Source organism: Gemmatimonadaceae bacterium, from assembly GCA_036003045.1.
In the GTDB taxonomy this organism is placed as follows: domain Bacteria; phylum Gemmatimonadota; class Gemmatimonadetes; order Gemmatimonadales; family Gemmatimonadaceae; genus JAQBQB01.
The window spans coordinates 143,855-166,616 of sequence record DASYSS010000085.1 but is presented as its reverse complement, the minus strand read 5'-3'; the positions used below and the strand labels follow the sequence as shown (position 1 = coordinate 166,616).

17 protein-coding genes are annotated in these 22,762 nt (G+C 66.0%); 3 read left to right on the top strand and 14 right to left on the bottom strand.

The features are described 5' to 3' along the window. Positions 1–12: 12 nt before the first annotated feature. Together VGQ44_19145 and VGQ44_19140 are read right to left on the bottom strand one after the other, a co-directional pair. Positions 13–1,296 carry an amidohydrolase family protein gene (locus tag VGQ44_19145; protein HEV8448960.1) on the bottom strand — a complete coding sequence of 428 codons (1,284 nt, stop codon included), beginning with the start codon at positions 1,294–1,296 and terminating at the stop codon, positions 13–15. Beyond that, positions 1,293–4,364, bottom strand: a complete 3,072-nt coding sequence (locus tag VGQ44_19140; GenBank protein HEV8448959.1) for a prolyl oligopeptidase family serine peptidase — start codon at positions 4,362–4,364, stop codon at positions 1,293–1,295. The genes VGQ44_19145 and VGQ44_19140 overlap by 4 nt, the downstream gene beginning before the upstream one ends. A gap of 187 nt (positions 4,365–4,551) precedes the next feature. Here VGQ44_19140 and VGQ44_19135 point away from each other — a divergent pair, with 187 nt between their 5' ends. Then, entirely contained in the window at positions 4,552–6,378 is a 1,827-nt protein-coding gene (locus tag VGQ44_19135; protein ID HEV8448958.1) for an amidase, read from the top strand. Positions 6,379–6,565: 187 nt separating this feature from the next. On the opposite strand, the gene VGQ44_19130 is transcribed toward VGQ44_19135, so the two are convergent. The 10 genes from VGQ44_19130 to VGQ44_19085 form a co-directional block, all read right to left on the bottom strand. Continuing rightward, entirely contained in the window at positions 6,566–9,268 is a 2,703-nt protein-coding gene (locus VGQ44_19130; GenBank protein ID HEV8448957.1) for an ABC transporter permease, read from the bottom strand. Continuing rightward, positions 9,268–9,597, bottom strand: a complete 330-nt coding sequence (locus tag VGQ44_19125) for a PadR family transcriptional regulator (GenBank protein ID HEV8448956.1) — start codon at positions 9,595–9,597, stop codon at positions 9,268–9,270. The genes VGQ44_19130 and VGQ44_19125 overlap by 1 nt, the downstream gene beginning before the upstream one ends. A gap of 43 nt (positions 9,598–9,640) precedes the next feature. Then, positions 9,641–10,318 (bottom strand): alpha/beta family hydrolase, encoded by a 678-nt coding sequence (locus VGQ44_19120; GenBank protein ID HEV8448955.1) that lies wholly within the window; start codon positions 10,316–10,318, stop codon positions 9,641–9,643. Next, positions 10,315–13,272, bottom strand: coding sequence for a UvrD-helicase domain-containing protein (locus tag VGQ44_19115; protein HEV8448954.1), 2,958 nt, complete (start codon positions 13,270–13,272; stop codon positions 10,315–10,317). The genes VGQ44_19120 and VGQ44_19115 overlap by 4 nt, the downstream gene beginning before the upstream one ends. Before the next feature lie 7 nt (positions 13,273–13,279). Further along, positions 13,280–13,837, bottom strand: a complete 558-nt coding sequence (locus tag VGQ44_19110) for a YbhB/YbcL family Raf kinase inhibitor-like protein (GenBank protein HEV8448953.1) — start codon at positions 13,835–13,837, stop codon at positions 13,280–13,282. 195 nt (positions 13,838–14,032) lie between these two features. Further along, entirely contained in the window at positions 14,033–15,214 is a 1,182-nt protein-coding gene (locus tag VGQ44_19105; protein ID HEV8448952.1) for an MFS transporter, read from the bottom strand. Positions 15,215–15,218: 4 nt separating this feature from the next. Further along, complete coding sequence (locus tag VGQ44_19100; GenBank protein ID HEV8448951.1) at positions 15,219–15,848, bottom strand: TMEM165/GDT1 family protein; 630 nt, start codon at positions 15,846–15,848, stop codon at positions 15,219–15,221. A 25-nt stretch (positions 15,849–15,873) separates the two neighbouring features. After that, positions 15,874–16,140, bottom strand: coding sequence for a DUF2277 domain-containing protein (locus VGQ44_19095; GenBank protein ID HEV8448950.1), 267 nt, complete (start codon positions 16,138–16,140; stop codon positions 15,874–15,876). Between the two features lie 61 nt (positions 16,141–16,201). After that, a complete protein-coding gene (locus VGQ44_19090) occupies positions 16,202–17,467 on the bottom strand; it encodes an RNA polymerase sigma factor (GenBank protein ID HEV8448949.1) in 1,266 nt (421 codons plus the stop codon). Positions 17,468–17,546: 79 nt separating this feature from the next. Continuing rightward, positions 17,547–17,978: a YciI family protein gene (locus tag VGQ44_19085; GenBank protein HEV8448948.1), complete on the bottom strand. Its 432-nt coding sequence runs from the start codon at positions 17,976–17,978 to the stop codon at positions 17,547–17,549. A gap of 385 nt (positions 17,979–18,363) precedes the next feature. Here VGQ44_19085 and VGQ44_19080 point away from each other — a divergent pair, with 385 nt between their 5' ends. Continuing rightward, positions 18,364–19,566, top strand: coding sequence for a hypothetical protein (locus tag VGQ44_19080; protein HEV8448947.1), 1,203 nt, complete (start codon positions 18,364–18,366; stop codon positions 19,564–19,566). A 183-nt stretch (positions 19,567–19,749) separates the two neighbouring features. Further along, the gene (locus VGQ44_19075) at positions 19,750–20,508 is read left to right on the top strand and encodes a glycosyltransferase family 2 protein (GenBank protein HEV8448946.1); all 759 of its coding nucleotides are present in this window, start codon (positions 19,750–19,752) and stop codon (positions 20,506–20,508) included. Positions 20,509–20,562: 54 nt separating this feature from the next. Here the strand turns inward: VGQ44_19075 and VGQ44_19070 are convergent, their stop codons facing one another. Together VGQ44_19070 and VGQ44_19065 are read right to left on the bottom strand one after the other, a co-directional pair. After that, positions 20,563–21,243: an Ig-like domain-containing protein gene (locus VGQ44_19070; GenBank protein ID HEV8448945.1), complete on the bottom strand. Its 681-nt coding sequence runs from the start codon at positions 21,241–21,243 to the stop codon at positions 20,563–20,565. Between the two features lie 71 nt (positions 21,244–21,314). After that, entirely contained in the window at positions 21,315–22,745 is a 1,431-nt protein-coding gene (locus VGQ44_19065) for an aminotransferase class I/II-fold pyridoxal phosphate-dependent enzyme (GenBank protein HEV8448944.1), read from the bottom strand. Positions 22,746–22,762 lie beyond the last annotated feature (17 nt).

Genomic DNA, 22,762 nt, shown 5'->3' with positions numbered 1-22,762 from the left:
CCCGTCCACCCGCTATTTCGGCCAACCATTCTGCGGTATCCCCTTGGTGATTTTGAGCGCGTTGTCGAAGTAGACCTTCTTCAGCACACTGTCCGGCAAGCCGATCCCGTAGAGCTTCCAGAACGCATGATATGGACGATAATAATCGAAGTAGTCGTCGTTCGTCTCGAAGACGCGCCAATAATATGGATACTCTTCCGGCTGGAACGAGTCCTTGCCGAAGAGAATGCGGTCCTGGTACTTGATGAAGAAGTCGTGCGCGGCGCGCGGCTGCCGCCCGATGTCGTACAGCACGGCGCCGACTTCGGTGTACACGTTCGGCATCTCGTCCAGCATCTTCGACAGCGCACCGAGGTCGTTGGCGTGCCATCCCATGTGCGCGGCGACGAACGTCGTCTTCGGATGTTTGCGGAACAGGTTGTCCCGCTCCGTCATCAGCTCCTCGAAGCTCGGAAATTTGTCCTGCGGGTAGCGCCGGTCGGAAAACAGCGACAACTCGAGCCACCGCTCGTTCGTGTAGTCGATCGGCTTGAAGAATTCTTGTGGGTCCGCGGTATGAATGAACACCGGAAGCCCCAGCCTCGCGCACTCGTCCCAGATCGGGTCGAGCTCGGGGTCGTCGATGCGCAGACGCGACCCGTCGGGCTTTCGAATGGACAGGCCGAGGCTCTTCGAGATCTCGCCCACACCGACCGCGCCCGCCGCGATGTCGGCGTCGAGCTGCTTGATCGCGCCGGCTGCCCACTCGGGTCCGACGTTTCTGAAGTTGATGCCGGCCAGGATGCGCACGCGGTCTTTCATGCCCGGCGACGCCGCGACCGCGGCGAGAACGCTCTTCAACCGATCGCCTGACAGATTGTCCGCGCTGATCATCATCCGCACGTTCAAGCTGTCGAGCGACGCCTTGAGCGACGCCAGACCCTCGGCCGAAGCGATGAGTTGGCCCGGATGTCCGTGAAAATCGATCGCGGGATATTTGGCGGTCGGCACGAGATGCGCCGGCACGATCAGCGTCGACTTCGGCCGATAGTCGAGAATGCTCGGCGGCGCGAACTCGGGCGCCATGCAACTGCGCGGACGAATCTCCGTCGTGCCCGGCGGACACGACTCGCCCGCCGGAATCGCGGTGCCCCGTCCGCCGCCCCGGCCTCCACGTCCGCCCCCGGCGGGAGGGGTCCCTCCTTGTGCCCCGAGCGTCGACACGAGCAGCAGACTCGCCAAAACGAGACCGCCGAACAGGCCGCGCCGTCGTTCCCGGTCCACCGGTCCACCGGTCCACCCGGTCACCCGCGTCATGGAACCTGCGGCGTAACGGAGCCAGCGATTCCCATCGGATCGCGCATGTCGTCCTTCTTGAGATACGGCACGCCGTCGGTCATCCACTTCGGCGCCGGCGCACCCCTGAGGTAGTGATCGAAGAACTGGAAGTAGCGAATCGTGAGGTCTTTGCGATTTCCGAGGCCGCGTAATCCGTGGCCTTCTCCGACGTAGGCGAGCAGCACGGCGTTTTTACCGTTATAACGCATCGCGTTGTACAGACCGAGTCCGTTCTGGAACGCGACCGTCGGATCCGCCGTGCCGTGCATGATGAGGAAAGGCGCCGTCACCTCCGGCACGTGTGTCAGCGCGGATTCGAACATGTAGACGTCGGGCTTGTCCCACGGCGAGAATCCCCAGCGTCCTTGACCGTACAGGTAGTAGTCGTTGCCGTTCGCGCCGCTGCCGCCCGGCACCGCGTATGCCCACCCCCAGTTCTGACTGAAGTCCTGATAGAGGTCCGTCACCCCGGCGCCGACACCGACGGCCGCGAACAATCGCGACCGCGTGCCGATGAACGCGGCGCCCTCGCCGCCGTAGCTATGGCCATTGATCCCGATCTTCTTCGGATCGACGTAGCCCATCGCGATCACCTTCTTCACCGCGGCTTCGACGCAATCCAGCATGTCGCTGTGCGAGCGGCCGGTGTGGAAGTACACGTCGGGGATCATCGTGATGTAGCCGCGGCTCGTCGCCTCGATCGGCATCGAGCCCATGCCGGTCAGATATGACGGCGCCGAATAGCGATTCAGATTCTGCGAGTTCTTCTCGTAGAAGTTCACCAGCATCGGCCGCTTCTCGCCCGGCTTGTAGTCGTCGGGGATCGTCAGCATGCCTTGCAGCTTGTGGCCGTCGTGGTCCTTGAAGTCGAACAGGACGCGATGGCCCCACAGATACTCGGACTGCTGCGGGTTCGCGTTCGAGATTTTCTTGTCGCCCTTGAAGTCGAGCCCCGACACGCGGAGATCAGGGAACTCGGTGAACGTTTGCCGCGTGAAGAGATACTCGTCGGCCTTCGCGGCCTTCTGCGGATTCGAGTACGCGGCGTCGTCGTAGACCAGCTCTTTCAGCTGCCCGTCGGCGAGTTGATAGAAGCCTGCCTTCTTCGTGTATTCACCGTACGCCGAGAGAAGAACGGGCTTGGACAAGTCGATCGTGCTTCGGGTGGCTCGTCCTCCGCGACCACCGCCGCCACCGCCACCCGGCGCGCCACCGAAGCCGTTCGAATCCGGCTCGGTCGCGACGTAGCGGAAGCGAATCTGCCCCTTGTCGCCCGAGCCGTTCGTGAGGCTGCGCGCCGGTGACCCGTCGAGCGGCACGACCCACAAATCGAACTTGTGCATCGCGACGACGTTCTTGCCGTCGCTCGTGTACCCCATGAGGCCGAACGACGGCTTCGGGCCCGGATGATCGAAGTCCACGTCCACGAAGCTGACGCTCGTATTTCCGCCGAGCGTTTTCGTCGTCGCCGCATCGAGATTGTACGACTGGAACTTGTTGTCCTTCCAATACAAGAAGTTGTTCCCGTCCGGCGAGATGCCGAAAACGAACTGACCAATGAGCTGATCCTTGAGCATCAGCGTCCGCTCGCCGGTCGACGGATCGATGCGATAGATGTCGGCGGCGGGCCGCTTGTAGTCGGACGTGTATTCGCGCGTGTCGCGTCCGACGGCCCAGCGACCGTCCGCGCTCACTTCGACTTCGCGCATCGCCGTGTCGGCCAGCTTCACGAACTTCTTGTCCGCGAGATTGAACGCCTCGCGATACGTGAAGTTGCGATCCGCGTCGGCGCGGGTCATTTGCACCGACTGAATTCGGTCGTCCTTCGAATTCCACACGTCCACGTCCGCCACATCATCCGCGTTGCGGCGGCGCGTCGTGTCGGGCGCGGGCACCTGCTCCTTGGCGCCGAAGAAGATCCGCTTGTTGTCGTCGCTCCAATCGATCGCGGCGCGGTCGCTCAGCACCCAACCCTTCGGGAATCCGTCCGCCTTGGACGGATCGAATTTCACCGGCGGGTACTCGATTTGATCGAGCGCGGACTGCACGCTCGGATACGCGAGCAGCATGTTGTCGCGCTCCCGCATCTTGTCGACGTCGAGGCCCTTGAGAACCGCGAGCCCCGTGCCGTTGTCGTTCCACGTGAGCCGGCTGTAGACACGCGCGTCGTTGTCGAGCGTCGAGATGCGTCCGTTGCGGAGATCGAGAATGAATAGGCCGTTTCCGTCCCGCACCGTCCCGTCCACCGTGTACGCGAGGAGATCGCCCTTCTTGTTGAACAGGATCTCGCCGACGCTGCCGAGGAGTTGGTCGCGTCCGGTCGCGAGGTCGTGCAGGATCACGTCGGCGCCGCGCGGGCCATTGGACGCCTCGGCGTTCGCCGCACCGGCATTTGCGGCACCGCCGCCGGCCGGCGCTCCGCCACGGCCGCCGGCCGGACCGCCTGGTGCGCCCGGTACTCGACGGCGCAGCACGATGTGGCTCGACGTCGCGGCAAAGGTGAACGACTGGATGTCCTGCCAGGACTGCACCGTGCCCGTCGCCAGATTTCTCAATTCGACGTGCCGCGGCGGGGCCGCTGGCGCGCCATTGCCGCCCCGGGCGTTTTGCGCGCCCCCCCCCGCGCCGCCGGGTTGGGCGCCGCCGCCGCCGCCGCCACGGCCACCGCGACCGCCGCGTCCACCGCCGCTGGCGTCGACCGTGTACGCCAGCCATTTCGAGTCGGGCGAAAACGCCGGCGCGGTGCCGTTGGGGATCTCGAGATCCTGGCTATTGTCGAGCCGCACGAGGTGCAGCACGGGCTTCGCGTCCGCCGGCGCGGTGTTGGTCGCCGACAGCACGTACGCGACCCACTTCCCGTCGCCCGAGATCGACTGGTTGCCGACGCTCTTCCACTTGGTGTAGTCGTCGACGGACAACGCCTTCTTGGCGGCCGTCTGCGCGCCCGCGAGTTGTGGCGCGACGACGATGATGAGAGCGACGAGTGGGATGGTTCTCGTCAGCGTGCGATATGTCGTCCTGGGGATGGTCCTGGCGACGTCGATCACGAGCAAGCCTCCTGGATACGGCGGGCTGAGGTCCGGGCGGGGATGACCGCTACAATACGCCCCACCGTAGAACGTGGGAAGCGGCCGCGGCGCTGTTGCGCCCGACATCTTTACGCGCGTGTTTACCAACGCCTTGCATCCCTCCCGGTCTCGACCGACCGACTCCATTCCGCACGAGGACCATTTCGTGAGCTCACGCCGTGATTTCATCGTTCAAGCGCCGCTCGGAATACTCGGCGCAGCCGCCGCATGCAGCGGCGGGGGAACGTCCCAGACGCCGTCGGGCTCATCGGCAGGCGGCGTCCCAAGCACGCCGGGTGCGCCGCCCACCTTTGGCACCGCGCCGGCCGTCGGACCCGCGGTGGCGGCAGGTACGTTCGCCGAAGCGGAAAAGCTCGCGCAGGTCACGCTGACCGACGCGCAGCGCGAAATGGCCGCGTCGAGCTGGCGGACGTCGATGGCCTTCCTGCTCGAGCGGCGCGCCGGCCCGCGCAAAGTGCCGATCGACGCCGGCGTCGCGCCGGGCACAAAATGGAATCCGGCACTCCCCAACGAGAAGATCGGCCCGTCGCGCGACCGTTTTGTGCGTACGTCTCCGCACCTCGATTCCGCGCCCCTTCCATCGTCGGACGACGACATCGCCTTCGCGCCGGTGACGAAGCTGTCGCGCTGGATCGAGACGAAGAAGCTGACGTCGACCCGCCTCACCAACATCTACCTCGATCGGATTCAGCGTCTCGATCCGAAGCTCCGCTGCATCATCACCCTCACGCGTGACAACGCGCTCGCCCAGGCGAAACAAGCCGACGCCGAAATCGCGGCGGGGAAGTATCGCGGCCCGCTGCACGGCATTCCGTGGGGCGGTAAGGACCTGCTCGACACGGCGGGGATCGCCACCACCTACGGCGCCGAGTTCTATCGCAGCCGTGTGCCGACCGCCGATGCGGCCGTCGTCGCGCGACTCCACGACGCCGGCGCCGTCCTCATCGCGAAGCTCAGCCTCGGCGCGCTCGCGCTCAACGACATCTGGTTCGGCGGCCAGACGATGAACCCATGGCTGCTCGAGGAGGGAGCGTCGGGTTCGAGCGCGGGCCCCGGCGCCGCGACGGCCGCGGGACTCGTCGGCTTCTCGATCGGCAGCGAGACTGGCGGCAGCATCATCGCGCCCTCGATGCGGTGCGGAGTCACGGGACTGCGTCCCACGTTCGGCCGAGTGCCGCGCAGCGGCGCGATGACGTTGTGCTGGTCGCTCGACAAACTCGGCCCGATGGCGCGGAGCGTCGAAGACACGATGCTCGTGCTGCACGCGATCTCGGGACCCGATGCGGGCGATCTCGAAAGCGTGCCGTCGCGTCTCGACTTCGACGCCAACGAGAGCGTGAAGGGGCTGCGCGTCGGCTACTTCCCGGCGTGGATGAAGGAGTCGCCGGCGACGGATGTCGACCGCGCCGCGCTCGACACGATCAAATCGGTGGGCATGGTGCCGGTGGAAGTCTCGCTCCCGGATTGGCCGTACGATTCGCTGCAGCTGATCCTATTCGCCGAGGCCGCGGCGTCGTTCGAGGACATCACGCTCGACGGGCGAGCGGATCAACTGAAGGCGCAGGTGCCAGACGCGTGGCCCAATCTGTTCCGCGAGGCGCGCTTTCTCTCGGCGGTGGATTTCGTGCAGGCGGATCGTTTTCGGCGCATGGTCGCGACCGAAATGGCGAAGCTCTTTTCCAAGGTCGATCTCCTGCTCGTGCCGTCGTTGCGTGACGAGATGCTCACGATATCGAACTTCACGGGCCAGCCTTCGCTCACGCTGAGAGCGGGTTTCGTGAACGTGTCGGAGGCGCGCAGCGATTGGGCGCCCGACCCGAAGAATCCGCTTCCCAAATTCAATCCGCCGCGCCGCGTGCCACACGGAATCACACTGCTCGCGCCGTTGTTCGAGGAAGGCCGGCTCGTTCAGGCGGGGATCGCGCTCGAAAAGGCGTTCAACGTCGTCGGGGAGCGGCCGCCGGGTTTCTAAGCCGCGGCGGGGTACGCTGGTGTGGAAGAAGAATTCAACGCAGATGACGCAGAGTTGAAGGACGATGACGCAGATAGATCAAAGGGTGGTGACGACCTTCTCTTTCTGTCCGCGCCAATCGTTGTTCAAAATCTGCGATCATCTGCGTTGAGCTTTTCTCGAGCAACAGAGAAGCCAGCGTCGCGAGTCATTCGTCGCGGAGCACGATGGCCGGGTCGATGCGCTGAGCGCGCCCAGCCGGAACCGCCGCGGCCGCGGCGGCCACCACCAAAAGCAGCACCGACGCGATCACGAACGAAATTGGGTCGCTCGGCGCGACGCCGTAGAGGAGACTGCGAACGTAGCGTCCGGATGCGAGCGAGCCGGCGACGCCGATGGCGACACCGATGCCGACGACGACCGTACTTCGTCGCACGAGCATGCGGATCACGTGTCCGCCCGCGGCACCAAGAGCCATTCGCACGCCGATCTCGCGCGTCCGCTGCCGGACGTCGAACGAGACCACGCCGTACACGCCCACGCTCGCGACGATCAACGCGAACAGGGCGAGCGCGCCGAAGAGTGTCAGACCGAGCTTCCACGGCATCAACTCAACCTGGAGCGCTTGATTCATTGTAATCGCGCGAGAGGTCGCGCCGGGGAAAGTCGTGCGGAGAAGCGCCTGCGTACTCGCGGCGATCGCCTCGGCTCGTTCGCTGTGAGCTCGAATGACGAGCGTTCGATCCGAGCCGCGCGTCGGGAGCTGCTCGAGCGGATAGTAGTACTGCCACTCGCTCGTGTTTTCCTGGATGCGAAATTCGTGAACGTCCGCCGCAACGCCGACGACCGTGTAACACGGATGCGACGGCGCTACGGGTCGTAGACACTGGCCCACGGCTCGCTGGCCGGGCCAGATTTGGCGCGCCATCGTTTGCCCGACGATGATCACCGGCGGCGCGCCGGCGCGGTCGAAGGACAGAAACCCGCGCCCGTCGACCAGCCGAGTACCGGTGAGATCGAAGTATCGCGGGGAAACACCCAGATAGTACGAGCCCCCGTCGAGCGGGTGCGTGGAATCCGCATCCGGGCGGTACAGGGGCACGGAAATCCACTGATTCATCGGAGCGCCGTACGTGATCGCGACGCCTTCGACGCCAGGCATTCGCGCGACGCGCTCCGCGACGCCCGGCATCAACGCGGCGATCTGCGTCCGTTGCGTACGGTCGCCGAAATACACCTGTGTCGTGACGAGACGATCGTGATCGTAGCCGAGGTCCGTCGCGTACGCCGCCTGTAGCGTCCTCGCGAAAAGCATCGCTCCGGAGATCAACATCACGGAAAGCGTTGCTTGAACGACGAGCAGCGCCCAACGCGCGCGACGATGGCCGGACGTCGCGCGAGGCGTACCGTTCCGAAACGCGTCGGCGACCGTGCCGTGCCACGCCATCAGGCTGGGCAGAGCCGCGGCAACCAGGCCGGCCCCGAGCGTGGTGAGCGCCGTAAACGCGATGACGCGAAGTCCCACCGCGTGATGAGCCCACGCGATTCGCGGAAGCAGTTGTGCGCGGAGGACTCCTCCCTCCCAATCGGCGAGAAGCAAGGCGGCAAGTCCGGCGATCGCTGCGAGCACCAGCGACTCGAGCATCATCATCCCGGCGAGTCGCGGGCGAGAGATGCCGAGCGCGAGACGGACGCCGATTTCCCGCCGCCGCGCCACCGCCATCGCAAGAAACAGATTGGAGACGTTGGCCGACGCGATGATGAGCAACAGAGCGGCGACCGCGGAGGTCCGAGACACGATGAGCGTGCGACTGTCGTGCATTTCGGGTGCGCGATACGTCGACAGAGGGCCGAGCAGGATCGAGGCGTTGCGGTCGTAAGGCTTCGCCGAGAGGAAATGCTTGAACGCCGCCGTCGCGTGCGCTTCGACCGCGTGCGGCGATGCATTCTTCGCCCGGCGAACGACGAGCGGGATGTAGCGTGAACCGTCCTCATACCACGGTTTCTCGCCCGGCGACGCCGATTCACGCGGCATGGTGCTGAACGGCATCCACACGGAGGTCCGGCCGAGGCCGATGCCGTCGAACCCGGCGGCCGTCACGCCGACGACGACATAGCCCCTGCCGCGAACACGGATCTCCTGACCGAGAACCGCGTCGGCACCACCCAGCTGTGTGGCCAACGTGTGGCTGACGACGGCGACGCTTGCCGGCGCGGCGACGTCGTCTTCCGCGCGAGAAAAGGATCGTCCGCGCTCCAGGCGAACGTCCAGCATCGGCAGCAGCTCCGCCGTCGCGTAGCTCACGCCCGCCGAGAGCGCGACGCCGCCCGAGACGACCTCGATTGAATCGCGCACCGCTTCGACGGCGATGCTGACTTCGTCCTTGAGCGCCACGCGCAGCGCCTGGTACTCCGGATACGAAAAGGCGTAGTTGACTCGGAGATCGGCCAGGTGCGGGCGCGCGACGTACAACCGGCCCAGCGTTTCCGGATCGGACACGCCGGCGGGCGGGCGGAAGAAGAGCGCATCCATCAGGGAGAAAAGCGCGCCGTTCGCGCCGACGGCGATCGCTAGCGTGATCGTTACGGTCAGCGCGACGCCGCGTCGCCGACGCAACCCACGAAGGGCGTAGCGGAAGTCCGCAACGCAGGCGTCGAGAAAATGCCACACCCCCGACCGGCGAATGATCCGCCCGTCGATCTCCAGCAAATCGCTCCGAACCGCGTCGACGTCGCCGAATCGAGCTCGCGCGGCGGCGATCGCGTCGTGGCGAGACATTCCCTTGGCCTCGAACTCCGTGACGCGATTCGCAAAGTGAAAGCCCAGCTCGTCCTCGACGTCCGCGCTCGGATCTCTCCGCCAAAAGCGAAGATACCGACGCCACTTCGGCTCACTCGGTTGGTGGCGCATTACGCCGGCTCTGTCGTCGTTCGCATCACGCGGCCGACCGCCGCCACGTAGTCGCTCCAGTCACTCTGCTCGGCGACCAGTTGCTTCTTGCCCGCCGGTGTCAGTCGATAGAATCGCGCTCGACGTCCGGTATGCGACGTGCCCCACTCGGCCGCGATCCAGCCGCGCTCTTCCATGCGGTGCAGGGAGGTGTAGAGCGCGCCGTCGAGCACCGTCAACGATCCTTTCGACGACTCCTCGATCCATCGCGCGACGGCATACCCATGCTTCGGTCCCCGCGACAAGCCGCGAAGAATCAGCGCGTCGAGCGTGCCGGGCATGAGCTCCATGCCCGACGATACATCAACTATTGAGGCATGTCAACGTGAGGTATCAGCGCCCAGGCAGGCTCGGCAGCCAGGCCGCCGTCGCCGCGCCGACTTCGTCGAGGACGGCCGCGTCGTTACGCCCGCTCGACTTGAGGACGTGGAAACTGTGATCCGCGCCGTCGAGCCAGTGCATCTCCCACCGTGTCGTGACGGTCTTCAGCACTCGCTCCATCAATGCCGGCGTGCAGAACACGTCGCGCGTCCCGTTGAAGCAGAGCACGGGCATCGTGATACGCGGGAGATGGGCGTCGCGCAATTGATCCGGCTTTCCCGGCGGGTGCAGCGGATATGCGAGAAGCAGCAAGCCGTCCGCCTCGAAGCCTTCTGACGCGAGCATCGACGCCGCACGGCCGCCCATCGACCGGCCGCCGATCACCAGCGGCCGCCGCGATCCCAACTCGCGGCGTGCGTGCTCGACGACCGCGGCGAACGTGTTCATCAACTTGGGCATGGGATCCGGCCCGCCCGACCCGCGCTCCTTGTACAAGAAGTTGAATCGCACGACGCTGAGTCCGCGCCGGCGCATCTGGTTTGCCGCGGCGTACGTCGCCCGGTCGGACATGCTGCCGCCGGCGCCGTGCGCGCAAATGAACAGCCCACCGTCGTCGCCCGCGACCGCCGGCTCATACACCGCGCTCGTCGTCGCGTCGCCGACCGACACGCGCCACTCGGCCGCGCTCACGGTGCCGACACCGCCGCCGGTGCCAGCCCGATTTCGTCGAGAAAGCGATGGCCGCGCGTCGGTTTGCCGGAGCGCGTGATGTCGTGCGTCAACACGAGGCGGTCGCGCACGCGCGTCATGCCGACATACAACAACCGCCGCGCCTCCTCGATTTCGGCCGGTGTCGCTCCCGAGGTCGGCGAGCCGCCGGGAAGCTGCGAGTCCTCGACGCCGACGATGTACACGCGCGAGAACTCGAGACCCTTGGTCGAGTGAAGTGTGAGCAGATTCACACGCCCGCGCGCCGGATCGACGCCGTCCCACTTCGAGAGCACCGCCCGCTCGAGGAACGACGAGATCTGTTCTTCGAGGGGCCCGTCCGGAATTTCCGCGGTCAGTCGCCGCAGCCGTGACATCGCCGCCGGATAGCGCTCATCGGCCGATTTCTCCGCGCGGACTCTGAGCATGAGCTTCGCTCCGCCGAGCCGCTCGATCACCTCGTCGACCGTCGGGATCGAAAGGTCGCCGGCCTGCTCACGCTCGTAGTTCTCGAGACAGGTGCTGTAGCGGCCCAGCGAGAACGCGCGACAGATGCCGAGGAACATCTCCGCTTCGGGCGTGAGCGACCGCGGATCACTCAGCGCCAGCGCGATGCCGAGTTGGTCGAGCACGCTCACGAGCGCGGTCTTTCGCGCGCGACAGCTCTTCTCGCGGTCGAGGGCCAAGACCACCTTGGCGAGCGTTCGCGAATCGTCCAGCGCCTGGTGCGAGCGGCCCGCCTCGATGCCGAACTGCCGTGCGAGGTCGACGAGCTTGCGACTCGTCGGAAACAAGTCGCGGGCGAGCGGCAGCGTGTCGTAGGTATGGACGCCGAACCGCTCCTCCGGACCGATGGCTTTGACCATCCGCTGAAGAATCCGAAAGTCGAAGTCATAGCCGTTATGCGCGACGAGGACGTCTTCGCCGCAGAATGCGCGAAAGCGCGGCCAAACGTCCTCGAAGTAGGGAGCGCTCGCGACGTCGGCGTCGCTCAAGCCGTGCGTCTGCGTCGCGCCGGGCGCGATTGGGACGCGAGGACGCACGACGGCGTCGAACGCGTCGACGATCGCACCATCGCGCACTCGCACGGCGGCGATCTGCACGATTTCGGCTTTGGCCGTGTCGTCGTCGGTCGTCTCGAGGTCGATCGCGGTGAAGTCGCCGAACGCTTCATCGAGCTCGTCCATCTCGAGCAGCTGCGCCGCCTTGAAGACGCCGAGTGCGAGCCCGGTGTCCGGACACTCGGCCGGCGAAATGATTTCCGCGCCGGCGGGCGGCTCGCCGCCCAAGTCCACGGAGGTGATTCCGACCGCGCCAAGAATCGCCTTGAGCCCGATCTCGACACCGCCCCCCCCCAGGCGTGGCAACCACATGCTCGCTCGGTCTCGGCGCACGGCCGCCAGCCGCTCCTTGAGCGCCACCACTTCGGGAATCGACGCGGGATCGCGAATCTCGTCGTGGCGATCCTCGAGCACCGAGCGAATCTTGCCGACGCGCCGCGAGAGCAGATCCAGCACGAGCGGCCCAAGACGGGTATGGCGCCGCACCAGCGCGTCGAGGTTTCGCCAGTCCGCGAGCGCTCGGCGGATCCGGCGGCCCGTTTCGTCGTGACGCGGCCGGCGCTTCTCGATCTTCCGGAGTGCTTGTCGCACGTCGTGGCGGCTGCGCGCGGCGCGAGCGCGCGCTTCGTCGAGCAGCGGTTTGGGAAGGAGCGTCGCGAGGAACTGGTCGGCGAAGACGTCGTTCCTGGGCGCGCTCATGACGCGCAGTGCCGCGATGACGTAGGCGACGACCGGATCGTCGGCGAGCGCTCGCCCGAGCGCGAGCCGGCATGGAATGCCGGCGTTGAGCAGTGCCGCTTCCAGGACGTGCCCGATCTCGTGCGTGCGGTAGAGCAGCGCGACGTCGCCCCAGTCGTGACGGTGCTCGTCGCGGTCTCGCTGCAAATCCGCCACGAGCCACGCGCATTCCTTGTCGTCGTCGTCGAACATCTGCACGTCGACGGGGAAGTCGGAATCGCGATTCGCTTTTGGCTCGACCGTCTTGACGACCGCCGCCGTGTTCAGCGTGACGAGACGCCGCGCCAACTCGAAGACGTCGCGCGGGCAGCGCCGATTTTCCTCGAGGCAGATTCCCGACGCGAGCTTGAAGTCGTTGAGAAAGTTCCTGAACACGGCCGGATCGGCGCCCGCCCACGAATAGATCGATTGCTCGTCGTCGCCGACCGCGAAGACGTGGCGATGATCCTTGGCCAACGCTTTCACGATCCGGTATTGCACCGGATTCAGATCTTGAAACTCGTCGACGAGGACGACGTCCCAACGTGCGCGAACCGTTCGTCCTTCCTCATCCCGCTCGAGCAGCTCCGCGGCCTTGATGACGAGCGTATCGAAGTCGACGACCTTACGCGTTGCGAGAAAGCGCTCGTATCGCGCGAAGAGCACCGCATCGTCGTGCAACAGCGGATCGCCGCGAAAGCGATGCGCGGAAAATCGATTCAGCGTGCTTCCGTGCCAGCGGCGATAGCCCTCGATGCGCCGCAGGACGCTCATCTGGTATTCCTCGTCGGCGATGCCGAAGCCGGGCTCCAAGAGCACGTGGGCACCGAGCTCGCGCAGCAATTCGGCGCAAAACGCGTGGATGGTGCCGCGCTTGATGGTCGCCGCCGCCGTGCCGAGCGTGGACTCGAGTCGATGCGTGATCTCGCCCGCGGCTTTGTTCGTGAAGGTGAAAGCGCAGATCCTCGACGGATCGACGCCCAATTCCTGCACGAGGTGACGCACCCGCTCGATGAGGCAATACGTCTTGCCGGCGCCGGGTCCGGCGAGCACCAGAATCGGTCCCGCCGGAGCCGTAATAGCCGCGCGCTGCGAATCGGACGCCCCCCCCGGCCGCGCCGGCGGTGCAAAGGCCTCGCGCGCGGCGGACGTCGTCACGCCTTGATCACCGTCCGTACGTGGCGTTCAGCGCCGCTTTCGCGAGCGTGTGCGCGTGAATGTTGAACCCGACGTACGCGGCGGTCGCGCCGGCTGGAACGTCGAGCTTGTCGGTGTCGAGCGCGAAGAGCGTCAGGTGATAGTGATGCGGCTTGTCCTTGGGCGGCGGGCATGGACCGCCGTAGCCGGGCACGCCGAAGTCCGTATTCCCCTGCACGGCACCCGCCGGCAGGAGATTCTTCTTCGGATCACCCGCGCCCGCCGCGAGCGACGTCGCACTCGCGGGGATGTTGTACACGACCCAGTGCCACCACCCGCTCCCCGTCGGCGCGTCGGGATCGTACATCGTGAGCGCGAAGCTCTTCGTTCCAGCCGGCGCGCCGCTCCAAGAGAGCGCGGGCGAGAGGTTCTTTCCGGTGCAGCCCATGACTGCCGCCACCTGTGCGCTCGGAACGGTTGCCCCTTCCTTGATGTCGGCGCTCGTCAGTTTGAACGCGGATTTCTGCGCGCTCGCCGTCGAAAGCGCGGCGAAGGATGCGATGAAAAGCATGCTGCGAGATTTCATTTCTGATCTCCGGTCTCTGGTCTCGGGTCGCTGGTGTCTGTTCTTGGGGACTTCGGAGAGGTGAGTCCAAGTTAGCCGCCTGGGAATCACTCGGTTCCTGTCCACCCGTCCACCCGTCCACCGTCCACCCGTCCACCCGTCCACCCGTCCACCCGTCCACCCGTCCACCTGTCCACCCGTCCACCTGTCCACCCGTCACGCCGCCGCCCTCTCAATCGGCCGATGCACGAACACGAAGACTGCCGCGGCCGCGATCTGGAACACCATTCCAAAAATCACCAGCGCAACGAGGCTCCGCGCGTAGAGCTGCCCCATGATCGCGCTGCCGAAGAACCACGTGATGCCGAACACACCGTTGAACGCGCCGAACGCGTGCCCGCGCTTGTTCATCGACACCGCCTGGGCTATCCCGGGGCGGAGTGTCGCGTCCTGAACGCCGAGTCCGGCCGCCCAACACATCACCGCCGCCGACGCGCTCAGTGGCCCCCCGAGAAAACCGAGCGGCAGCGCGAACATCGTCGCCAAAATGCCGACGATCAGCACCCAGATGCCATATCGGTCGAAGAGAATGCCGGAGATGAACGCCGTGAGACCGACCACACCCATCGCGCCGGCGTACAGAAACGGAATCGTCTGCGGCGTGAATAGGCCGGTATGTTGGAAGTGGAATCCGAGAAGCGGAAAGTCGAGAAATCCCACGGCCAGCAGTCCGGAACCGACCACGTAGACCCAGAACAATCGAGTGAGCGGCTCGTCGGCCTTAGGCTTGGGCGGCGTGCCCTTGGTGGGACGGTAGTATCGCGCCAGCAGCAGCGACGCGAGCGCAAGCACCGCCGGAATCCCCAACATCAAGAACGCCGGGCCGAAGACGTGCGTCTTGGAGACGGCGAACGCCACGTACAGCGGCCCGATGATCGCGCCCGTCTGATCCATCGCCGCGTGGATGCCGAAGCCCTTGCCGTGCCCGACGACGCCGGTCGCCTCGGAGAGCAACACGTCGCGCGCCGGTCCGCGGATCGCCTTGCCCGTCCGCTCGGCGATGATGAGAATCGCCGCCATCTGCCAGGAGTGGACGAAGGCGAGACCGGGAATCGCGATCAGGTTCATCGCGTAGCCGATGATCACGATCGGCCAATACGCGCGCGTGCGATCCGCGAACTTGCCGGAGAAGTAGCGAAGGCTGGCGGCGACCATCTCGCCGAAGCCGGAGATCAGGCCGACCAATGCGGCGGTGACGCCGAGGTCATTCAAAAACGGGCCGATCCCGCTGTACGCCCCTTCGTACGTCATGTCCGCGAACAGGCTGACGATGCCCAGGCAGACGATGAAGCGGAAGGCGGCGTTGCGAGTGGCCGAGTTTGATGTCGCGGTCGTCACGCGCTCAATCTACGAGAATGCCGGTGACTTCAAGCACGGAGAGGATTCCGAGCAGCACGAGAGCCAGGACGGCGAAATGCCGGACGCGCCGCGGCGAAACGTGCGACGCGATCCAACCGCGAATGCTCGCCCCGAGCGTCACGGCCAGGCCGCCCTTCGTGACCATCGCCGCCACGGCCGCGATCCACACGGTGAGAGCGGCCGTACCATGCGTAAGCCCCCGTCCCGGCGCGACGCTCACGTTCGCGGCCGCCCACACCCCGGCCGTCGTCATCCCCTTGTCGCCCCACTCCGAAAGAAAAATCGTCGTGAACGCGATCAGGGCGCCGTGAAAGACGCGCTCGTCTTTCTTCTTCGGCGTCTGAACGTCTGGGTGACGCCACATCGCGATAGCGACGCCGACAAAGCTCACCGCGGTTGTAACGGCGACAAGCCACCGAGGCAGGAACTTGCCGATCGTCGCGCCGACCGCGACGGCGACCGCCATCTTTGCCATGAACGCGGCACTCATCCCCGAGATCACGGCGCTCCACCGAAAGCGCGTCGCGAGCACGCCCGAGGTGTACAGCAACTTGTCCCCGACGATTTCGGCGACGAAGACGGCGATGTATGTCGTGAGAAAAGTCTCGAGCATCAGCCGCCGCCGTCGCGCCGGCGGATCACGCGAAGCGGCGCTGCGAGCGTTCGCGGGCCTTGCGAGCCTCCTCCTCGCGATTGCGAGGCGGGGCGTGGGTCTCGAACGTATCGATCAGGCGTCGGGCGATCGCGGTGACCTCGTCGACGGCCTGGTTGAATGCGTCTTCGTTGGCGCGCGACGGTTTGGTCGACCCGCTCAGCTTGCGCACGAATTGCAGCGCCGACGCGCGCACTTCGTCGTCGGTCGCGGGGGGCGCGAAATTGGCGAGCGTCTTGATGTTCCTACACATGGGTGTCTCCAACTCGGCTCGGCCGAGGCAACATGAACGCAACGTGAATATGCGGGGCGAACTAGAGCGCGTCCACACTGCGCGCGCGCCCGAGCAGCAGTTCCCGCTCTCGGGCGTTGCGAGCGAGTCCCGCCGCCCGCTCGAACTCCGCGCGCGCTTCGGAGGCTCTGCCCAGCTTCGACAGGAAGTCGCCGCGGACGGCCGGGAGCAGATGATACGACTCGAGCGCCGGCTCGTTCGAGAGCGAATCGACGATCTCGAGGCCGGCGGCGGGACCGGAGGCCATCGACACCGCGACTGCGCGATTCAACTCGACGATCGGCGACGGCGTGAGCACGGCGAGCTCCGAGTAGAGGTTCGCGATGCGCTGCCAGTCGGTCTCCGAGGCGACGCGTGCGCGCGCGTGGCAGGCCGCGATCTCCGCCTGCACCGTGTACGGTCCGTGTTCCGAGGAGAGCGATTCGGCGCGCGCGAGCGCGTCGAGCCCGCGTCGAATCAACAGCCCATCCCAGCGTGAGCGATCCTGGTCGAGGAGCAGCACCGGCTCGCCCGTCGGGCCCGTCCGCGCGCGCAACCGCGACGCCTGGATTTCCATCAGCGCCACGAGGCCGTGGACTTCGGCCTCATTCGCCGCGAGTCCCGCGAGTATGCGGCCGAGCCGAAGCGCGTCCTCGCACAGCGCGGGGCGCACCCAATCTTCGCCCGCGGTCGCCGAATATCCCTCGTTGAAGACGAGATAGATCACCTGCAGCACCGACGACATCCGCCCCGTGAACTCGTCTCCGCGCGGCACCTCGAACGGCACTCCCCGGTCGGCGAGCGTTTTCTTCGCGCGAACGATGCGCTGCGCGATCGTCGGCTCGGGGACGAGAAACGCACGAGCGATTTCCTCGGTGGTGAGGCCGCCGAGAAGCCGCAGGGTGAGCGCGACGCGCGCGTCCGTCGAGAGGACCGGATGGCACGCGGTCAAGATGAGGCTCAACAAGTCGTCGCCGACATGATCGTCCAGCCTCGCGTCGAGATCGGGAACGGCGCGTTCACGTTCGTCCTCGAGCTCAGCACCGATTTGCGCGTGCTTTCGCTCGTGCAGGGCATCCCGGCGCATCGAATCGATCGCGCGGCGCTTGGCGGTGGTCATGAGCCATGCGCCCGGATTGTCCGGCACGCCCGACGTCGGCCACTGCTCGAGCGCCGCGACGAGCGCGTCCTGCGCCAAATCCTCGGCCAGGCCCACGTCGCGAACGACGCGCGCCAGACCGGCAATCAGTTTCGCCGATTCGATGCGCCACACCGCTTCGATCGCGCGATGAGTTTCGGAAGCCGTCACGGCTTCCAATCACATCAGCGCGATCGGGTGGGGCAAGGGTGGTGGTGGATTCGAGTCGCCGCGATCGCTATCGAGATGGCTATCGCGACCGCGATGCCATCTCGGCGCGCTGCCGCTCCTCCTGCTCGCGAAGCTCGGGCGTAAACGCTTCGCCGAAGTCTTCGGCCTCGAAGAACGGCCGGATCTCGATGTCCGAGTCCTCGCCAGGCATCGGATTCGGGCACCGCTTGACCCATTCGACGGCCTCCTCGATCGAACGGACCTGCCAGATCCAAAAGCCAGCGACGAGCTCCTTGGTCTCGGCGAACGGACCATCGACTACGCTTCGCTTTGAGCCGCTGAAGTGAACGCGCTTGCCGGCCGAGCTTGGCTTGAGTCCGTCGCCGGCGAGCATGATCCCGGCCTTCACGAGCTGTTCGTTGAAATTCCCCATCTCCTTTAGCATCTGGGTGTCGGGGACGCCGCCGGCCTCGGAGGTCTTGGTCGCTTTGACGATCACCATGACGCGCATTGTCGTGTTCTCCTGTAGTTGAGGTTCCCGATCGAGGCGGCCGGGAGTTGCCGCCCGGGTCTACCCCCCGGGTTTACCGCCCGGTCTCACCGCCATGATCGCTTCACTCATACGTCGAACGGCACAGGCGGGAATCGACACGCGGGTTTCGGGCCTCGAGTCCGGCAGGGTGACGACTCGCCCGGCAACTAAACCTCGCTTTCAAGGCTTCATTGGGGACAAGCCGCGGCCGCAGTCTAAGGGCCTAGACCGTGAATGATTTGCCTCTGGTCGGCGCCACGGCACCAGGATATGCATAGAAGAGAAGTTGAGAACATTCGAGGTACCTATGTCGAGGCCAATTCCTGGAGTCCAGCGGCGGCGCTCGCCGCGCGAAACCTTCGCGATGGCTCTGTTGGTCGCGGCGGCTTTACCGCTCGCCGCGCAGTATCCCACACCCACGCAGCCCGCGACGCAAACCGCCCAATCCAGCTCGGGAAGGTCGAGCTTGGACGCGCGCTGGATTCCGTGGGTCGGATGCTGGGACGCCGACACGACCGGCTACTCGGATCCGTCGCAGGCACTCTACACCTGCGTGATTCCGCTCCCGGGAACGAGCGGTGTTCAACAGCTGACGATCGCGCGCGGCAAGATCACGGCGCGCCGCCGACTCATCGCCAACGGGGCCAACAACGCGTTCGATGAGAACGGTTGTCACGGAACGCGTATGGTCGACTGGGCAACGAGCGGACGCCGCGCCTACATCCGCTCGACCTACACCTGCGACGTCGGCCTTACCGGAACGTCGAACGGCGTACTCGGGATGACGTCGACTGGTGATTGGCTCGAGGTCGAGACGGTACACGCGGGACAAGGACTCATCGAGCACGTCGACCAGTGGCGCGACGCGGGAGTTCCCTCGAGCGCCCCATCAGAAGTCTTCAACGCGCTCGAGTCTCGGCGGATGACGTCGACGACGGCGCGCGCGGCAGCGGCGTCTCCAATGACGGTGGCGGACGTGATCGATGCGCTGCGCCACGTCGATTCGTCGACCGTTTCCAGCCTGATCGTCGCGAGCGGACAACGCTTCAGCTTGAACGGCAACGAAGTCGCGGCGCTCTTCCGCGCCAACGTGCCGCGCGGCGTTCTCCAGGCCATGGTCGCGTGGTCGCCGCAGCCGGGGGCCGAAGCGCCAGGCTACGATCCCGACGCATACCTTCGCGCCACGGCTGGAATGGCCTACGGACAAACGCCTCCGCAGGTGATCGTGATCCAGCCGGCGCAGCAACCATCCGTCGTCGTGACGCAGGAACAGGTCACGCCAGAGCCGATGTCGCCGACGTATTGCACAGCGGTCGCGTGCTATCCGACCAACCAGCTCTCGGCGTACAACGGGAATCCGTCTCCGTACATGGATTTCTCGAATCCGTATTACCCCTATCCGTACAACTTCTTCTATCCGTTCTCGTCGGCGCCGATTCTCACCGGCAACATCAACCGGCCGTTCTTCCGGCCGAACTTCCCGTTCCGCCGCGGCCCGGTCGGTATCAACAGACCGATCAGCGGTTTTCCGAGAGGCGGCGGAGTCGTCCGCGGTGGGCATCGGTAGCGACAGTCAACGTCCAGCCCGGGTCCGCGCGTAGCATAAGGACGCGAAGAAGCGCCGCCTGCTCCGCGGATCCCCTGCGAGCGGTCGCCGGGAATCGACGGACAGCGCCACGATCGGGAACGCCGAACCCGGCGTTCCCGATTCATTGGTAAACCCAAGCGCCTCCGCGCCTCCTGTCCGCGCATGATCCAATCGTCCCCGCGCATTCCGATTTCGGTGGTGATTCCGACGCTCAACGAGGCGCCGCGGATTCGCTCGGCCATCGAGACGGTTCATTGGGCCGACGAGGTCATCGTCGCCGATGCGGGCTCGACGGACGGCACGCCAGACATCGCTCGCGGCTCCGGCGCTCGGGTGATGACCGTGACGGGCACGACGATCGGCGCACAACGGAACGCGGCGATCGAAACCGCGCGCAATCCGTGGATCCTCGCCCTCGACGCGGACGAGATGGTCACGCCCGAGCTGCGCGATTCGATCGCGGATCTGTGCCTGACCGGCTCGCCGCGCTTTTCGGCGTATCGTGTGCGCTCGCGCAACTGGCACCTGGGGCGCGAGCTTCGCCACGGACCGTGGGGACGCGACTGGAAGATTCGAGTTTTCTCGAGCGATCAGCGGTTCAACCAGTCGCGAGTCCACGAGCGAATCGACTCGAATGACGTTGGCGAGCTCGAGGGAGATCTCATCCACTATCCGTACCGCGATCTGGCGCACCAGGTGGTGAAGATCGCGAAATACGCGAAGTGGGCCGCGGAGGACATGCGGTCGCGTGGGAGACGGGCCCGCGTGAGCGATGTGGTCGCGCGGCCGGCGTGGCGCTTCTTCCGCGACTATTTCGTGTACAGCGGATGGCGCGACGGACGCGCCGGATTCATCGTGTCGGCGGTGAGCGCCTTCTCGGTCTTCTGCAAATACGCCTGCCTACTCACGCCCGAGGCGTGAACAGGACCAGGCGGCTCTTGTCCGCGAAATCCGCTCCTTCCGCGCACTTGTATTTCAAAAGCCGATGACCTTGAAGGAAACCGGGCTGAGGCCCGGCGCGGTGGCCGTCACCGAATAGGTTGCTGGCGTCGCAGCGGTGATGAACACGACGTCCGCGTTTCCTGCCGCGCCCGTGGTCGAATTCTGGACGCTGAGCGAACCGCCCGTCGCCGACCAGGCGACGGTGACTCCCGAGACGCGATTTCCGAAGGCGTCGACGACGCGCACGCTGATCAACGTGCTCGCCCCAGCGACGAGCGTCGTCGAATCCGCGCTGGCGGGCGATATCGCATTCGGCGCTCCGGGAGTCGAAGTCGCCGTGAGGTTGACCGAGCCGGTCCCCGCGGTCGCGGTGAGCGTGTTGACGCGAGCCGTGTCGCCCAGGGTCCAGATGATCGATGCGTTGCCGCTGCCGTCGGTCGTCGAGGTTTTGGCGTTCGTCGTGCCGCTGCCGGCCGCCGGGAACCAGCTGACGGTCACGTTGGGCGCGGCCACTCCCCCCAGCTCGACGTGGACCGTCGAGCTGAGTGCCGTCCCGATGGGCGCCGTCCTGTCGAGGAAGGTCGAGTCGGCGGAAACGCTATACGCCGTCCCGTTGTTGTTGCCGCCCGTTCCGTCGCCGGTCGAGGTTGGGTTGTCCGATCCGCACGCCGCAGCCGCGGCCAAAGGAAGAACGATTTGTAGGATTCGACGCATAGCAGGGTGACACGCGAGTAGGGAATTATCCCTGGTCGCTCACGTCCGGCGCAATGCCCGGCGACGAGCGGTCAACGTTGCTGAACCCCGGCCGCGCGCGACTCGGTCACACCACCCCACTCGTGGTCCAGGGCCTCCGCCATGGCCTCGAGAACCTCATCGACGTCGTCTTCGGTCATCCGATGGACCTGGGTACAAAGGCGCAGCGAGAAGCGCCCCCGCAATCGCGTGGACGAGGTCAGGAACCGGCCGCTGGCGTTCACCCGCGCGTTGATCCGCTCGTTGAGCGCGTTCAATTCCTGGTCGTCGGTCGAGCCGTCCGGCCTGGCGCGAAAACAGATGACGCCGAATTGCGCTGGCGACAGGATCTCGAACCCTGCCATGCTCGACAGCCGTCGCTCCGCGTGCTCCGCGCGGCGGATGCCGCGCGCGATCGCTTCGCGCATTCCCGCGACGCCGAAGTAGTTGATCGACGTCCAGACCTTGAGCGCGTGCGCGGCGCGTGTCAGCTGCGGCCCGAGGTCGGCGAAGTTCACCTCGTGTTCACGCGCTCTCACATCGGTGAGATACTCCGGATGAACGCTGAACGCTTCCTCGAGGCGCCGCGGGTCGCGCGCGAGCAGGCAGCCGCATTCGAACGGCACGAAGAGCCATTTGTGGGGGTCCAGTGTCACTGAATCCGCGCGCGCGATGCCGCGAAGCGTTTTCGCGCCCGACTCCGTGAGCGCGGCGAACCCTGCGTACGCAGCGTCGACATGAAACCAGAGCGACTCCTCCGCACAGACGTCCGCGATCTCGGTCAGCGGATCCACGGCGCCTGTGCTCGTCGTTCCGGCGCTGGCGATGATCGCGAACGGCTTCATCCCCGCCGCCCGGTCGGCGGCGATCGCGTCGCGCAGCTCGGCGACGCGCATGCGGAAGTCCTCGTCGCTCGCGACCGCGCGAACGTTCCCGCGTGGAATGCCGACGATCCACGCCGCCCGCTCGACCGACGAATGAGCCTGGTCCGACGTGTAGAGCGTCATCCGCGACAGCGCGGTCGCGGACGGATCGGCGGCGTGCCGGGCCGCGACGAGCGCGGTGAGCGTCGCCGTCGACCCACCGGAGGTGATGAGACCACTCGTTCCGTCCGGCATGCCGAGCCACTGACGAAACCAATCGAGCACGGTGAGCTCGATCTCGTTCGGTCCGGACGCCACGGACCAGACGCCGGCGAAAAAGTTGTAGCCGGTGGCGAGCCAGTCGCCGAGCACGGCGGGGAACGTTGGCGAGCTGGGGATGTACCCCATGAAGTGCGGATGCGGCTCGCGCGCGTGGTTCGGAAAGACCTGTTTGTCGAGAAAGGAGAGGATCTCGTCGAACGGTATTCCCTTCTCGGGCGCGGGCCCGGCGATCATCGCTCTGGCCTCGGCGCGGGAAAGCGACTTCTGCGCGGGCTGGTCGCGAAGGGTTGCGAGATGCGTGACGACTGCGTCGACAACGCGGAGGCTGAGGCGACGCATTTCCTCGTCGCTGACGT

What these genes read in the sequence shown, in the direction of transcription:
- VGQ44_19075 (HEV8448946.1), top strand. Translation starts at nt 19,750, where the DNA reads ATGATCCAATCGTCCCCGCGCATTCCGATTTCGGTGGTGATTCCGACG.
- VGQ44_19070 (HEV8448945.1), bottom strand. Translation starts at nt 21,243, where the DNA reads ATGCGTCGAATCCTACAAATCGTTCTTCCTTTGGCCGCGGCTGCGGCG.
- VGQ44_19065 (HEV8448944.1), bottom strand. Translation starts at nt 22,745, where the DNA reads ATGCGTCGCCTCAGCCTCCGCGTTGTCGACGCAGTCGTCACGCATCTC.
- VGQ44_19085 (HEV8448948.1), bottom strand. Translation starts at nt 17,978, where the DNA reads ATGCGCGTCATGGTGATCGTCAAAGCGACCAAGACCTCCGAGGCCGGC.
- VGQ44_19125 (HEV8448956.1), bottom strand. Translation starts at nt 9,597, where the DNA reads ATGGAGCTCATGCCCGGCACGCTCGACGCGCTGATTCTTCGCGGCTTG.
- VGQ44_19100 (HEV8448951.1), bottom strand. Translation starts at nt 15,848, where the DNA reads ATGCTCGAGACTTTTCTCACGACATACATCGCCGTCTTCGTCGCCGAA.
- VGQ44_19095 (HEV8448950.1), bottom strand. Translation starts at nt 16,140, where the DNA reads ATGTGTAGGAACATCAAGACGCTCGCCAATTTCGCGCCCCCCGCGACC.
- VGQ44_19080 (HEV8448947.1), top strand. Translation starts at nt 18,364, where the DNA reads ATGGCTCTGTTGGTCGCGGCGGCTTTACCGCTCGCCGCGCAGTATCCC.
- VGQ44_19110 (HEV8448953.1), bottom strand. Translation starts at nt 13,837, where the DNA reads ATGAAATCTCGCAGCATGCTTTTCATCGCATCCTTCGCCGCGCTTTCG.
- VGQ44_19130 (HEV8448957.1), bottom strand. Translation starts at nt 9,268, where the DNA reads ATGCGCCACCAACCGAGTGAGCCGAAGTGGCGTCGGTATCTTCGCTTT.
- VGQ44_19145 (HEV8448960.1), bottom strand. Translation starts at nt 1,296, where the DNA reads ATGACGCGGGTGACCGGGTGGACCGGTGGACCGGTGGACCGGGAACGA.